The sequence below is a fragment of the Flavobacterium sp. UBA4854 genome (assembly GCF_002399805.1).
In the GTDB taxonomy this organism is placed as follows: domain Bacteria; phylum Bacteroidota; class Bacteroidia; order Flavobacteriales; family Flavobacteriaceae; genus Flavobacterium; species Flavobacterium ginsengisoli.
Genome location: NZ_DHEI01000016.1, coordinates 1 through 13,863 on the forward strand (window position 1 = coordinate 1; position 13,863 = coordinate 13,863).

Annotated in this window: 14 protein-coding genes, 1 tRNA gene and 1 pseudogene; 9 read left to right on the forward strand and 7 right to left on the reverse strand. The window is 32.8% G+C overall.

What is annotated here, in order from left to right; genetic code table 11:
* The 3 genes and pseudogenes from B3J44_RS01455 to dnaA form a co-directional block, all read right to left on the reverse strand.
* Positions 1 to 389, reverse strand: a pseudogene (locus B3J44_RS01455) (SAM-dependent methyltransferase); the annotation flags it as partial.
* A 62-nt stretch (positions 390 to 451) separates the two neighbouring features.
* On the reverse strand, positions 452 to 919 hold the full coding sequence (locus B3J44_RS01460) for a low molecular weight protein-tyrosine-phosphatase (RefSeq protein WP_286965132.1): 468 nt from the start codon (positions 917 to 919) through the stop codon (positions 452 to 454).
* 8 nt (positions 920 to 927) lie between these two features.
* Positions 928 to 2,355 carry a chromosomal replication initiator protein DnaA gene (dnaA, locus tag B3J44_RS01465; RefSeq protein ID WP_095931847.1) on the reverse strand — a complete coding sequence of 476 codons (1,428 nt, stop codon included), beginning with the start codon at positions 2,353 to 2,355 and terminating at the stop codon, positions 928 to 930.
* 187 nt (positions 2,356 to 2,542) lie between these two features.
* Here dnaA and B3J44_RS01470 point away from each other — a divergent pair, with 187 nt between their 5' ends.
* Positions 2,543 to 2,947 carry an acyl-CoA thioesterase gene (locus tag B3J44_RS01470; RefSeq protein WP_177212343.1) on the forward strand — a complete coding sequence of 135 codons (405 nt, stop codon included), beginning with the start codon at positions 2,543 to 2,545 and terminating at the stop codon, positions 2,945 to 2,947.
* A gap of 31 nt (positions 2,948 to 2,978) precedes the next feature.
* Here B3J44_RS01470 and B3J44_RS01475 read toward each other — a convergent pair whose 3' ends face one another.
* The 3 genes from B3J44_RS01475 to ribD form a co-directional block, all read right to left on the reverse strand.
* Positions 2,979 to 3,611: an IMPACT family protein gene (locus B3J44_RS01475; protein ID WP_198858284.1), complete on the reverse strand. Its 633-nt coding sequence runs from the start codon at positions 3,609 to 3,611 to the stop codon at positions 2,979 to 2,981.
* 129 nt (positions 3,612 to 3,740) lie between these two features.
* The gene (locus B3J44_RS01480; protein ID WP_286965139.1) at positions 3,741 to 4,343 is read right to left on the reverse strand and encodes an HAD family hydrolase; all 603 of its coding nucleotides are present in this window, start codon (positions 4,341 to 4,343) and stop codon (positions 3,741 to 3,743) included.
* Complete coding sequence (ribD, locus tag B3J44_RS01485; protein ID WP_286965142.1) at positions 4,336 to 5,382, reverse strand: bifunctional diaminohydroxyphosphoribosylaminopyrimidine deaminase/5-amino-6-(5-phosphoribosylamino)uracil reductase RibD; 1,047 nt, start codon at positions 5,380 to 5,382, stop codon at positions 4,336 to 4,338. Before ribD ends, B3J44_RS01480 begins: the two co-directional genes overlap by 8 nt.
* A gap of 130 nt (positions 5,383 to 5,512) precedes the next feature.
* Here ribD and B3J44_RS01490 point away from each other — a divergent pair, with 130 nt between their 5' ends.
* Both B3J44_RS01490 and prmC read left to right on the forward strand, forming a co-directional pair.
* A complete protein-coding gene (locus B3J44_RS01490) occupies positions 5,513 to 5,998 on the forward strand; it encodes a GNAT family N-acetyltransferase (protein WP_286965144.1) in 486 nt (161 codons plus the stop codon).
* An 84-nt stretch (positions 5,999 to 6,082) separates the two neighbouring features.
* Positions 6,083 to 6,937 (forward strand): peptide chain release factor N(5)-glutamine methyltransferase, encoded by an 855-nt coding sequence (gene prmC / locus B3J44_RS01495; protein WP_286965146.1) that lies wholly within the window; start codon positions 6,083 to 6,085, stop codon positions 6,935 to 6,937.
* 48 nt (positions 6,938 to 6,985) lie between these two features.
* Here prmC and B3J44_RS01500 read toward each other — a convergent pair whose 3' ends face one another.
* A complete protein-coding gene (locus B3J44_RS01500; RefSeq protein ID WP_286965149.1) occupies positions 6,986 to 8,230 on the reverse strand; it encodes an ABC transporter permease in 1,245 nt (414 codons plus the stop codon).
* Between the two features lie 243 nt (positions 8,231 to 8,473).
* Here B3J44_RS01500 and hisS point away from each other — a divergent pair, with 243 nt between their 5' ends.
* The 6 genes from hisS to B3J44_RS01530 all read left to right on the forward strand — a co-directional run.
* Positions 8,474 to 9,898: a histidine--tRNA ligase gene (gene hisS, locus B3J44_RS01505; RefSeq protein ID WP_286965152.1), complete on the forward strand. Its 1,425-nt coding sequence runs from the start codon at positions 8,474 to 8,476 to the stop codon at positions 9,896 to 9,898.
* A 256-nt stretch (positions 9,899 to 10,154) separates the two neighbouring features.
* A tRNA-Trp gene (locus tag B3J44_RS01510) sits at positions 10,155 to 10,225 on the forward strand.
* 330 nt (positions 10,226 to 10,555) lie between these two features.
* Positions 10,556 to 11,134 (forward strand): nucleotide exchange factor GrpE, encoded by a 579-nt coding sequence (locus B3J44_RS01515; protein ID WP_198858292.1) that lies wholly within the window; start codon positions 10,556 to 10,558, stop codon positions 11,132 to 11,134.
* A 70-nt stretch (positions 11,135 to 11,204) separates the two neighbouring features.
* Positions 11,205 to 12,314, forward strand: coding sequence for a molecular chaperone DnaJ (gene dnaJ / locus B3J44_RS01520; RefSeq protein ID WP_198858293.1), 1,110 nt, complete (start codon positions 11,205 to 11,207; stop codon positions 12,312 to 12,314).
* Between the two features lie 161 nt (positions 12,315 to 12,475).
* On the forward strand, positions 12,476 to 13,405 hold the full coding sequence (locus tag B3J44_RS01525; protein ID WP_286965156.1) for an ABC transporter ATP-binding protein: 930 nt from the start codon (positions 12,476 to 12,478) through the stop codon (positions 13,403 to 13,405).
* 63 nt (positions 13,406 to 13,468) lie between these two features.
* Positions 13,469 to 13,863, forward strand: a 395-nt coding sequence (locus B3J44_RS01530; protein WP_286965158.1) for an ABC transporter permease, incomplete at its 3' end; no start/stop codon positions are given.

Below are 13,863 nucleotides of genomic sequence, written 5' to 3' on the forward strand. Positions count from 1 at the left end.
ATAGCTAGTAGGATAGAAGAAGGCCCAACTAAAGGCACAACCTGAATTCCTTTTTCGTGCGCCAATTTTACAATTACAGCTCCAGGATCTGCAACTCCGGGGCAACCAGCTTCGCTCATTAGTCCCATATTTTTTCCTTCTAATAAAGGTTTAATGAAATCATTGTGTTCGCTGGTTTCTGTTCTTTTGTTTAAAGTAAAAAGAACCAGTTCAGATTGTTTTTTTTCTGGATAAACTGCTTTTATAGATTTTCTCGCCGTTTTGTCATTTTCAACAATATAATGGTCGATAACTTCTATCGTTCTTCTAACAGTCTGAGGTAAAACATCCATCGGATTGCTTTCGCCCATTGTTGTTGGAATTAAATATAGTTTTCCGAAAGATTTCATAATGTGTTTTGTTTAAAATTAAAAAATTCAATTATCTCTTTTCTAGAAACAATTGAATCGAATTAGGAGTGTTTTTTAAGAAGCTGATCTGCAATTAAATCAGTCACTTCGTCCAACATTTGGTAAACATTTTCAAAACCGTTGGCAGAACCATAATACGGGTCAGGAACATCTACATTTTCATCTGGGAATAAATCGTTTAAAATTAAACGGACTTTATTTTTATGTTCTGGAGTTTTGGCTAAATGAACAACATCGCGAAAATTCGAATTATCCATTACATAGATATAATCAAACTCGTCAAAATCAGAGACTTTTATTTGTCTGCCTTTTTGTTCGCCGATATTGATTCCGTATTTTTTAGCAACTTCAATTGAGCGTTTGTCAGGGCAATGACCAACATGCCAAGAACCTGTTCCTGCAGAATCAACTAAAAATTTATCTTGAGGTAATTTAGAGGCTAAAATTCCTTCTGCTAAAGGAGATCTGCAAATATTCCCTAAACAAACCATTAAGATTTTTACAGGCATGGCGCGTATTAAAGCGTTAGTTTTTTATTGATGTCTTCAACAAACTTTTTAAATTGTTTGTCTGTAGAAACTAAATTGTCGACTGTTTTACAAGCGTGAAGAACAGTTGCGTGATCGCGATCTCCAATTTGTGAACCAATATTAGCAAGAGAAGCTTTAGTGAATTTCTTAGCAAAGAACATCGCTAGTTGTCTTGCTTGCACCACATGCCTCTTTCTGGTTTTAGATTGAAGTGTCTCAATATCTAATTGGAAATAATCTGAAACAATTTTTTGGATATAATCGATAGAGATTTCTCTCTTTACGTTTTTAACAAATTTTTCTACAACACTTTTAGCCAATTCAATCGTAACTTCTTTTTTATTGAAAGAAGATTGAGCGATTAACGAAATAATAGCGCCTTCAAGTTCTCTAACATTTGATTTAATGTTTCGAGCAACATATTCGAGAATATCTTCTGGCATTTCTACACCATCACGGTATAAAATGTTTTTTAAGATTGAGATACGAGTTTCGTAATCAGGCTGATGTAACTCAGCAGATAATCCCCATTTAAAACGAGATAATAATCTTTGTTCGATATCCTGCATATCAACAGGAGCTTTGTCAGAAGTTAAGATTACTTGTTTTCCGTTTTGGTGTAAATAATTGAAAATATGGAAAAATACGTCTTGCGTTCCTGATTTACCAGATAAAAACTGAACATCATCAATAATCAAGACATCGATTAACTGATAAAAGTGAATAAAATCATTACGATTATTCTTTTTAACAGAATCAATGTATTGCTGTGTAAAAATCTCAGCAGAAATATATAAAACGGTCTTTTCCGGATACTTATCTTTTACTTCTACGCCTATAGCATGTGCTAAGTGTGTTTTTCCTAAACCAACTCCTCCAAAAATCAACAAAGGATTAAATGAAGTTCCTCCAGGTTTGTTAGCAACAGCCATACCTGCAGAACGAGCTAAACGGTTTGAATCTCCTTCTAAGAAATTATCAAAACTGTAGTTCGGATTTAACTGAGACTCAATTTTTAAATTTCTAATTCCTGGAATTACAAACGGATTTTTAAGTTCAGGATTTAAGTTTTTAAACGGAGCATCAACCTCTTGCGGTTTCATTGGCACTCTGTTGGCACTTGGCAGCTGCTCGGTAAACGGCTGTTTATTGCCATAAGTGTTCTCCATTTTAATTTTATAGAGTAACTTTGCGTTTTTTCCCAGTTCTTTGGTAAGCGCAACTTTCAATAATTTTACGTAATGCTCTTCGAGCCATTCGTAGAAAAATTTACTCGGAACCTGAATGTATAATGCGTTATCGGTTAGCTCAACTGATTTGATTGGTTCGAACCAAGTTTTATATGCTTGGTCTTGAATATTATCCTTTATAAAGGACAAACAGTTTTCCCATACCGATTGAGCAGTTTTAGTCATAGATTCAGATAAATTTTTATTATTGTTATAAAGATTCTCCTAATAAAAGAGGAGCAATTTTATTCCGTATTTCGGGATAACAAATATGTGAACAAATTTCTGTAAAAAAAAATATTTTGGTATCTAATTTTATAAAAAAAAGTTGTAATGCGGCTTTTTAAATTCGAATTTTTTTAATATTTTATAAATGAAAAATCATCAGACTCAAGTACGAGTTCGTTACTCAGAAACTGACCAAATGGGAGTTGTTTATCACGGAAATTATGTGCCTTATTTTGAGATTGGACGCGTGGAATGGCTTAGAAATAAAGGGGTTTCGTATAAAAGCATGGAAGAAAGCGGAATTGGCCTCCCGATTGTCAACATGAATATCAATTACAAAAAATCGGCGAGATACGACGAACTTTTGACAATTCACACCACTTTCAAAAGTCACTCTTCTGTAAAGATCGAATTTGACTGCGCAATCTACAATGAGGCAAATGAGTTATTAACAACTGCGACGTTTATTTTAGTATTTGTTGCGTTAAAAACGGGTCGTCCAACAGCTCCTCCAGAGTACATTTTGGAAATATTTAAATCACTCGAATAATTGTTAAAACGAATAGGATTTTGATGTTAAATTATACTAATTTAATATCGATTTCGAACATTAAATCAAAAATGCTGAACACAGTTTCGGCATTTTTTTTTCGCGTTTTTGTCACAATTTTGCCAATTGGCAGTCCCGAAATTTCATCCATTTCCATTTCTTGAGATACGATTTCTAATTTCTTTTCTTTGATAACGCGCATTACTTTATTCATGTTTTTGTAATCAAAAGAAATTAAAAATTCGACATCGATTGTTTTTTCAACGATTTCACAAATTTCCAAAGTCTGTTGTGCCGTTGTTCTATATGCTGCAATTAAACCGCCAACACCTAATTTCACTCCTCCAAAAATTCTAACTACTACAACAAGAACGTTTGTAACTCCAAAAGATTGTATCTGGCCATAAATTGGTGCTCCGGCAGTGTTGCTTGGTTCACCATCATCATTGGCACGGTACGAAACTTTATTTCCGACGCCTAATTGGTAGGCATAGCAATAATGCACCGCATGCGGATGCTGTTTTTTAAGGTCTTCTATTATGGGTTTTACCTCGTCCTCATGATCTATCGGAAAAGCATAGCCAAAGAATTTACTGCCTTTTTCTTTAAACAGTATTTCTTCAGATGCAGATGCAATAGTTTGATAAGTATCGTTAATTTCCAATTGTAAGGGTTTAAGTTTTTTTTAGCCACAGATTAAAAAGATTCTCACAGATTTTCTTTTAAAAAATCAAAAAAGAAATCTTTTTAATCCTTTTAATCTGTGGCTAAATATTTTTTACTAGAAAGTGTGTTACAATAATCCTTTGGTAAATAGATCAACAACATCTTCTTTGTCAACTTGAAGATTCCATACTTTGATTCCTAAAGTTGCGGCGCTGTCGGTATTTTCTGTTTTATCGTCAACAAATAAAGTGTTTTCTGCAATTAGATTGTTCTGGTCTAGAACAAATTGATAAATTTTTGGATCTGGTTTTCTCATTCCAATATCAAAAGAAAAATAAACCTTCTCAAAACAATTGTAAAAATCTTTATAAAAAGAAACGCCACTTTTTTCTTCAAAAGTATTGATGTGAATTGAATCGGTGTTACTCAACAAAAACAAGCGATATTTTTTTGATAATTCCTGAAGAAACTCCAAACGATAAAAAGGAAAATCTGCCAAAACAGCATTCCAAGCTTTTAAGATTTCTTCTTTTGAAGCATCAGGTAATTGTTTTTGAAAGCCACCAATAAAATCTTCTGGCGAAATAGATCCCGTTTCAAATGAAAGATTTAATTGATCCAGTTCGTTATTCCATTCCTTCATCCCCAATTTTTGTAAACCAGAAATAGTGGCAGCTTTATCTAAATTGATAAAAATATCTCCAAAGTCAAAAATTATCGCATCAATCATAATTTCTAATTTGTATTAATTCGTCATCTAAAATATTGGTCTTTGAACTGTTTTTTCTTGAAATTTCTGGAGCTTTCGTTCCTTTTTCAAAACTTGTTTTTCCGATAAAAATTCGAGCTTCATCCCAAAGATTTTCATCTATAAAAGATTGAAGCGTTTGTCTTCCGCCCTCAATAATTACAGATTGAATTTGATTCTGATACAAAACGTCTAAAATCTGAGGAACGATATTTTTATCAAAATCAATTATCTCAAATTGAGTATTTTCTTTTGACTGTTTTGAACCTTTAGAAAAAATAATAGTTTTTACTGTATCATCAAAAATAAAACTGTTTTCGTCAATTCGATTATTTTGATCAATAACAATTCTCGTCGGATTATTTCCTTGCCAATCTCGAACATTCAATTTTGGATTATCATCAATGACGGTTTGTGTTCCAACAAGAATCGCTTGTTCTTCAGTTCTCCATTTATGAACCAATTGTCGCGAATATTGATTTGTAATCCAAATTGGTTTTCGGTCTTGATTCGAGACTTTTTCAGGAGCCAAAAATCCATCTTGACTTTCTGCCCATTTTAAAATAATATAGGGTCTCTTTTTTTGATGAAAAGTAAAGAAGCGTTTATTAAGTTCGTTACATTCATCTTCTAAAACTCCAACAGTAACATTGGCTCCGGCTTCAATTAATTTCAAAATGCCTTTTCCCGCTACTTTTTCATTTGGATCAACTGTGCCGACAACAACATTGGGAATTTCATTCGCAATAATCAAATCACAGCAAGGAGGAGTTTTGCCAAAATGACTGCAAGGTTCTAAGCTTACATAAATTGTAGCTTTTTTCAACAGCGATTTATCTTTTACAGATCGCACCGCATTAACCTCTGCATGTGGCTCTCCAGCCTTTATGTGCCAGCCTTCGCCAATAATTTTATTCTCGTAAACAATTACGCTACCAACCATGGGGTTTGGATACGTTGTTCCAAGTCCATTTTGTGCCAGTTCGATGCAGCGTTTTATATATTTTTCATGTATATTCACAGTGCAAAAGTAGTTAATTTTAAGATTATCATTAACTGAAAAGGGTTAAGTTGTGAAACAATCCCGATAGTTATAGTAGTATTCAAAACTATCTTTACTTTTGTGTTTATAATGATTTAGAATAAAAAAAATGGTAAATTGGCTTATACGAGCAATTAAAAAAGAAGACAATCAAGCAGTTGCAAGTTTGATACGTTCTGTCTTTGATGAAATGGAAATTCCAAAAGTTGGAACAGCATATGAAGATCCTTATTTAGATTTGATGTTTGAAGAATATAGCAAAGCCAAATCGGTATATTTTGTTGTCGAAAATGACGGAGAAATTGTTGGCTGTGCTGGAATTGCACCTTTAGAAAATGGAAATCCAGAAATTTGCGAATTGCAGAAAATGTATTTTTTGCCCAAAACTAGAGGTTTAGGAATTGGAACACAGATGATGGAGAAATGTTTAGAACAAGCCAGAATTTTTGGTTTTGAAAAATGTTATATCGAAACTATGCCATTTATGCATGCTGCACAAAAGTTGTATAAAAAATCCGGTTTTGAATATTTAGATGCACCGTTAGGTTGTACAGGGCATAATTCTTGTCCAGTGTGGATGTTGAAAGTTTTGTAGAAAAGTTGTAACAAATCTTAACAAACAAGACTTATTGAAGGGTTAGAATCAGCTTTGGCTGAATAAAATATTCAAAAAAATAAAATGAAAATTAAACAATATCGTACTCAGTTTATTAAAGAATTAGCTCCTTTTTACGATGCGTACGAAGCGGAGAGTTTTTTTTATTTAATTCTGGAAAATAAACACCAGCTTCGTCAGATTGATTTAGCTTTAAATCATGAATTGGCTTTTGATGAGAATGATTTTGTGGTATGGGATGAACTTCTAAAACAACTTAAAAAAGAAGTGCCAATTCAGTATTTGCTTGGGAAAACAAATTTTTACGGTTTAGATTTTGAAGTCAATGAAAATGTTTTGATTCCGAGACCTGAAACTGAAGAATTGGTCGAATGGATTATTAACGAAAATACAAGTCGAGATAAAAATAAAAAGATAAGAATTCTAGATATTGGAACGGGAACGGGCTGTATTGCGATTTCGTTAGCAAAAAATCTTCCCAACGCAGAGGTTTTTGGAATTGATGTTTCTAAAAAAGCTATAGAAACTGCCAAAAGAAATGCTGTGGCAAATAATGTAGATGTTACTTTTATGTTGCTGAATATTTTAGAAGCAGAAGAATTTTCTAATCAATTTGATATTATTGTTTCAAATCCGCCTTATGTTCGAAATCTGGAAAAAGTAGAAATCAAAAAGAATGTACTGGATTATGAACCACATTTAGCACTTTTTGTAGAAGATAATGATCCGCTTATTTTTTATAGAAAAATCGCTTCTTTGGCACAAAACGGACTTCAGAAAAAAGGGAAATTATATTTTGAGATCAATCAATATCTTGGAAAAGAAATGATTGAATTACTAGAAAATATGAGTTTTGAAAACGTTGAGCTTCGAAAAGATATTTACGATAATGATCGTATGGTAAAAGGAAATGTTTAAAAGTTTTCGGTCTCAGTTTTCAGTCTTTATTCTGCAACTGATACAAAACTATTCGTAACGTAACGCTTCAATAGGGTCTAGTTTTGATGCTTTAATAGCTGGATATAAGCCAGAAACCAAAGCCACACAAAAGCTTGTCGCAAAAGCAGCAAAAATTGCCATCCACGGAATCACAAAAGAAAAGCTCATTGCGGTTGCTATAGTAAAGCCAAGTAGAATTCCTAAAACAATTCCAACTAAACCTCCAATTTGCCCAATTAATAAAGTTTCAATAAAAAACTGAAAAGCAACAGTAGATCTTTTGGCTCCTAAAGCTTTGCGAACACCAATTTCTCGAGTACGTTCTGTAACCGAAACAATCATAATATTCATTAAAGCTATTGAAGATCCTAAAATAGTGATAATGGAAATAGTCCAAGCTGCCAATCCTAAATATTGTGTTATGCTCAGAATTCGGTTAATTAAGTCATCGCTTCGTACTATGCCAAAATTGTTGTCGCGTACAGGACTTAACTTGCGAACTCTTCGCATTGTACTTGTGGCATTATCTATGGCTTCATCTAAAACTTCTTTTTTTGAAACCATCACACTAATGGTGTAATTGATATTTGGAGCTGTAAATAAAGATCTTGCAACTTGAATAGGAATTAATACTCTTAAATCCTGACTGTTTCCAAACGTAGATCCTTTTTCTTTAAGAACGCCAATTACTTTAAATCTTGCGCCTCGAATAGAAATTATTTTATCAATTGGATTTATATCTTTTAAAAGTCCTTTTTCAAAATCAGAACCCACAATGCAAGAATAAGTGTTGTTCTCAATGTCAAATTGATTAAAACTTCTTCCCAAACTGGTTTCGAGTCCAGAATTGGTAATAAAATGTTCATCAACTCCAACAATTGTAATTTCTGGATCTGTTTTTTCGCTTAAATATTTTACTTCAGCAGTTGTAGTTGCGGTAAAAGAGAGAGAGGTTTCGGTAAACGGATATTTGTATTTGTTTTTGAAGGCAACAGCTTCTGGATACGAAATAATTGGATTGATGACTTCGCGTTCTCTCCCGCCACGGTTTCGAACTTTATTTTCGTATTGGTTAATGTTAAAAGTATTAGCTCCCATCGAAGCAAAATCGCTGGAAATTGTGTTTTCTAAAGCAGAAACAACAGTCAAGATGCCAACCAAAGCCGTAATACCTATTGCGATTATTAAAACGGTAAGAATAGTACGCAGAATTTGTGTTTTGATAGAACCAAAAGCAATTCGGATATTTTCTTTAAATAATTTTAGCATCATAACCAATTTGTCACGAAAATACGTTTTTTGTTACAAGTTTGTTTTCCAAGTGTTATTATTTATTTTAAAAAGTGAGATATTTGCAGACTTAAATTAAGTCGTAAGTTGGAAAATCATAAAGCCGAAAGTCTAAAGAACCAATAGTCTTAAAAAAAATCTGGAAATAAAGTAATATTATAAGGTTTTTAGATAAAGATTGGAACAATCTAAAATCTAAAATCAACAATCTAAAATAAAAAGAAGATGGCTTCAAAACCAAGCATACCAAAAGGGACAAGAGATTTTTCACCAGCTGAGGTGTCAAAACGTCAATATATTATTCAAACGATAAAAGCTAATTTCGAAAAATTTGGTTTTCAGCCAATCGAAACGCCTTCGTTTGAAAATTCAGATACCTTAATGGGGAAATATGGAGAAGAAGGAGACCGTCTGATTTTTAAAATTTTAAATTCAGGTAACTTTTTCTATAATAAAAGTAAAATTGAATTGCCAGAATCAATTGAAGAATTGCAATTGAATTCTGCTGAAAAAATAACTTTAGAGCAAAGAATCGAATTAAATAAATTCACAGGAAAAATTTCTGAGAAAGCGTTGCGTTACGATTTGACAGTTCCGTTTGCAAGATACGTGGTGCAACATCAAAGCGAAATTGAATTTCCGTTTAAAAGATACCAAATTCAGCCAGTTTGGAGAGCTGATAATCCGCAAAAGGGACGTTTTAGAGAATTCTTTCAATGTGATGCCGATGTTGTTGGTTCAAAATCACTTTGGCAGGAAGTAGAATTGGTTCAATTGTACGATACTGTTTTTACTTCTTTAGGTTTAGAAGGCGTTACAATTAAAATCAATAACAGAAAAATTTTATCTGGAATTGCTGAGGTTATCGGTGCTTCTGATAAATTAATTGATTTTACAGTCGCGCTTGATAAATTGGATAAAATTGGTGAAGACGGCGTTAAAAAAGAAATGATTGAAAAAGGAATTTCTGAAGAAGCGTTGGTAAAAGTGCAACCGCTTTTTAGTTTCTCAGGAACTTTTACAGACAAAATTGCACAGCTTTCGGACTTATTGTCTTCTTCTGAAGAGGGAATGAAAGGAGTTGAAGAATTGAAGTTTATTTGTGACAATGTTGCCGTTTTAGGTCTTTCGACTGCTATTTTGGATTTGGATGTGACATTAGCTCGTGGTTTAAATTATTATACGGGAGCTATTTTTGAAGTTGCAGCTCCAAAAACAGTTGCCATGGGTTCTATTGGCGGCGGAGGAAGATACGACGATCTGACTGGTATTTTTGGTTTGAAAAATATGAGTGGTGTCGGAATCTCTTTTGGTTTGGATAGAATTTATTTAGTTTTAGAAGAATTACAATTATTCCCAGAAACTGTTGCCGCTACATCAAAAGCACTATTCTTGAATTTTGGAGACAAAGAAGCTTTATATGCTTCAAAAGCGATTCAGAAATTAAGACAGGAAAATATAAAAGTGGAATTATATCCTGACAGTGTAAAAGTTGGAAAACAATTTCAATATGCAGATAAACGTTTAATTCCGTTTGCCGTATTGGTTGGAGATCAGGAAATTAATTCAAATTCATATACGCTTAAAAATTTAGTGACAGGAGAACAGGTTTCTGTAGATTACGAAGGTTTGAAAAATGCATTAATCTAAGAATCAGATTTAAAAGATTTTGGTTCGCGCAGATTTGAGCAGATTTAGTTTGAATTTTATATGGATGAAATCTACTTTAATCTGCCTAAATCTTTTTAAATCTGCGTGAAATAATGAAAAATATTTTACAGAGTTAACTATCTGAAACAAAAGTTTTTGCTTGATATTCCTTGAGTTTAAAGGACTTTCTTTTAAAATCTCTGTCTGAAATAATTGCCAGTAAAGAAAAAAAGCTTTTAATTTGCGACCTCAAGTTACGGGCGTAGTTCAAGGGTAGAATAGCGGTCTCCAAAACCGTTGATGGGGGTTCGAATCCCTCCGCCCGTGCAAAAATAAGAAATGACAACTTTGTCATGTAAAGCTCAAACATAAAAAAAAGCTTCGTCTCTATAGGCGAAGCTTTTTTTAATATAAGGTAAACTTGAATTAATAATTATTTTAGAGGCCGAAGCCAACCCTTAAATTCAATTTTTGGTGGTAATAATTTATGTTATTGGTCTCAAAGATAAGATAAACTAAAACGTAATAGTCTTAAAATTATAATAAATTTTTTCTGGGCAAATGCGTTTTTTAAATGGCTCATAATTAATAAAGTGACAATTTGACATTTTATAAGATTTGGCAGTACTTTTGCAATCCAACAGAAAGAAATAAAAAATGAAGTTTAAGAATATTTTTAAAAATAAAAGTGATATGACTACGGAAAATACAGAATTCGATCAGGAATTAGATGATGCAACGATAGAGACTAACGCTAATGGAGAGCAATTAATTGTTGAAGAATTAAGTGTTGAGGAGCAATTAGCTCAAGACTTAGCTAAAGAAAAAGATAAGTTTTTGAGATTATTCGCCGAATTTGAAAATTATAAAAAAAGAACTTCAAAAGAGCGTCTTGATTTATTTAAAACAGCAAACCAAGAAGTTTTATTGGCGATGCTTCCAGTTTTAGATGATTTTGACAGAGCGACAGTAGAGATCAACAAGTCTGAAGATGAGAATTTGAAAAAAGGTGTTGAGTTGATTCACGAAAAATTGAAAAGCACTTTAGTTTCTAAAGGTTTAGAGCAAGTTGAAATTCAAGCAGGAGATGCTTTCAATGCTGATGTTGCTGAAGCAATTACTCAAATTCCAGCACCGTCTGACAAACTAAAAGGAAAAATTGTTGATGTTATTGAAAAAGGATACAAATTAGGAGACAAAATTATTCGTTACCCTAAAGTTGTTGTAGGAAACTAAAAAATGCAATAAGAATTTCAAATGCATTTTTGGATTTTGGAATTTTTAAGATTTGGAACTTAATCTAATTATGAAAAAAGATTTTTACGAAATACTAGGCATTTCAAAAAATGCTGACGCTGCCGAAATTAAAAAAGCATACAGAAAAAGTGCTTTAAAATACCATCCTGATAAAAACCCAGGCGACAAAGAGGCAGAAGAAAACTTCAAATTGGCAGCAGAAGCTTATGAAGTTTTAAGTGATCCGCAGAAAAAAGCGAAATACGATCAGTATGGTCATCAAGCATTTGATGGTTCTGGCGGATTTGGTGGTGGTCACGGTGGTATGAATATGGATGACATTTTCAGCCAGTTTGGTGATATTTTTGGTGGCGGATTTGGTGGTTTCGGAGGCGGAGGCGGAGGTCCTCGTCGTGCGAAAGGAAGCAATCTTCGAATTAAAGTAAAATTGACTTTAGAAGAAATTGCAAATGGAGTAGAGAAAAAAGTAAAAGTAAAACGTAAAGTTCAGGCAAAAGGCGTAACGTATAAAACTTGTACGACTTGTAATGGTCAAGGACAAGTTATGCGTGTAACCAATACCATTTTAGGAAGAATGCAATCTGCGTCTACTTGTCCTACTTGTGGTGGTTCTGGTCAGATTTTAGATAAAAAACCTTCTGAGGCAGATGCTCAAGGAATGGTGCAAGAAGACGAAACAGTATCAATCAAAATTCCTGCAGGAGTTGTTGACGGAATGCAGTTAAAAGTTGCTAACAAAGGTAACGATGCGCCAGGAAATAGTATTCCAGGAGATTTAATTGTAGCGATTGAAGAAATTGAACACGAATTCTTGAAACGTGAAGGTGAAAACGTTCACTTCGATTTATATATCAGTTTCCCTGAAGCAGTTTTAGGATCTTCTAAAGATATTGAAGCTATAAACGGGAAAGTTCGTATTAAATTGGAAGAAGGAATTCAGTCTGGAAAAATCTTAAGATTAAAAGGAAAAGGAATTCCAAGTTTAAATGGTTACGGAAGCGGTGATTTATTGGTTCACGTAAACGTTTGGACTCCAAAAACATTAAATAAAGAGCAAAAACAATTCTTTGAAAATGCTTTAAACGACGAGCACTTTGTTCCAAGTCCAGAGAAATCGGAGAAATCATTCTTTGAAAAAGTAAAAGATATGTTCTCATAATCTAAACTTTTTTAAAAGGTTATAATAAAATAAAAACCCATTCTAGTATAAATTAGAATGGGTTTTTTGTGTAATATAACACAATTTTGCTTCGAATTATTTACTTTTACAGTCGCTGAGCCTTAATTGGTAAAGTGACGCAGTAAATCCTTAAAAATAGCATGAGTAACTTACTTGAAGTACATAAGGTCGTAAAAAAATACGGCGATTATGTAGCACTTAACGAAGTTTCATTAAATGTGCCAAAAGGCAGTATATATGGACTTTTAGGTCCCAATGGAGCCGGAAAAACTTCCCTTATCAGAATCATAAACCAAATTACATTGCCAGATAGTGGCGAAGTAATTTTGGATGGAGAAAGATTGCAACAAAAACACGTACAAACTATAGGATATCTTCCAGAAGAAAGAGGTCTTTATAGCTCGATGAAAGTGGGCGAGCAATGTTTGTATTTGGCACAAATGAAAGGACTTTCTAAAACCGAAGCTAAGAAGCAATTGGATTATTGGTTTGATCGTTTAGGAATTCAAGGTTGGTGGAATAAAAAAATCCAAGAGCTTTCTAAAGGTATGGCACAGAAAATACAGTTTGTTGTTTGCGTTTTACATAAACCAAAATTGCTGATTTTAGACGAACCTTTCTCAGGATTTGATCCCGTTAACGCAAATATTATCAAGGATGAAATTCTAGCTTTGAAAGAACAAGGCTCTACAATTATTTTCTCTACTCACAGAATGGAAAGTGTTGAAGAAATGTGCGAACACATAGCTTTAATTCATAAATCAAACAAATTGATTGAAGGTAAAGTGGCAGACGTAAAACGCCAATTTAGAACCAATAGTTTTGAAGTTGGGATCTTGACTAATAATGTTGAAGGTTTGATGTATGATATTACACAGAAATTTACAGTTTCGCCTGCGAGTTTTAAATCTTTAAACGATGATTTAAAATTAAACATTCAGATAGGAAATGCTTCACCAAACGAATTATTGAATGTTTTGACACAAAGAGGTCAGGTAACGCATTTTGTTGAAAAAATTCCGAGTATAAACGATATTTTTATTCAGACAGTTACTGAAAATAAAGTTTAGATTTCAGGTTTTATAATAAACATCTAAAATCTAAAATCAACAATCTAAAATCTAAGATTATTTATGAGTATTATCTCGTTGATTATAAAAAGAGAATTTATTGCCAAAGTCCGTAATAAATCTTTTGTTGTCATGACTTTTTTGAGTCCGCTTTTGTTTGTGGCTATTGCTGTTTTTATTGGCTATTTGAGTTCAATGAAAGCAGAAACAAAACGTATCGCAATTCATGACGAAACTGGTATTTTTATTTCAGATTTTTTAAAAGAAAATAAAAAAGGAGCCGAATTTAAATATTTGAATTTATCTGAAGTTGATGTTAAAGCTTTAAAAGACAGCATTACCAAAGAAAATTTCAATGGATTAATTGTCATTCCGAAAACAAAAAATAATAAAGATTTAGAAAGTAAAGTCGAGTTTATTTCTAACAATAGTCCAAGTATTTCTTTTATCGAAAATAC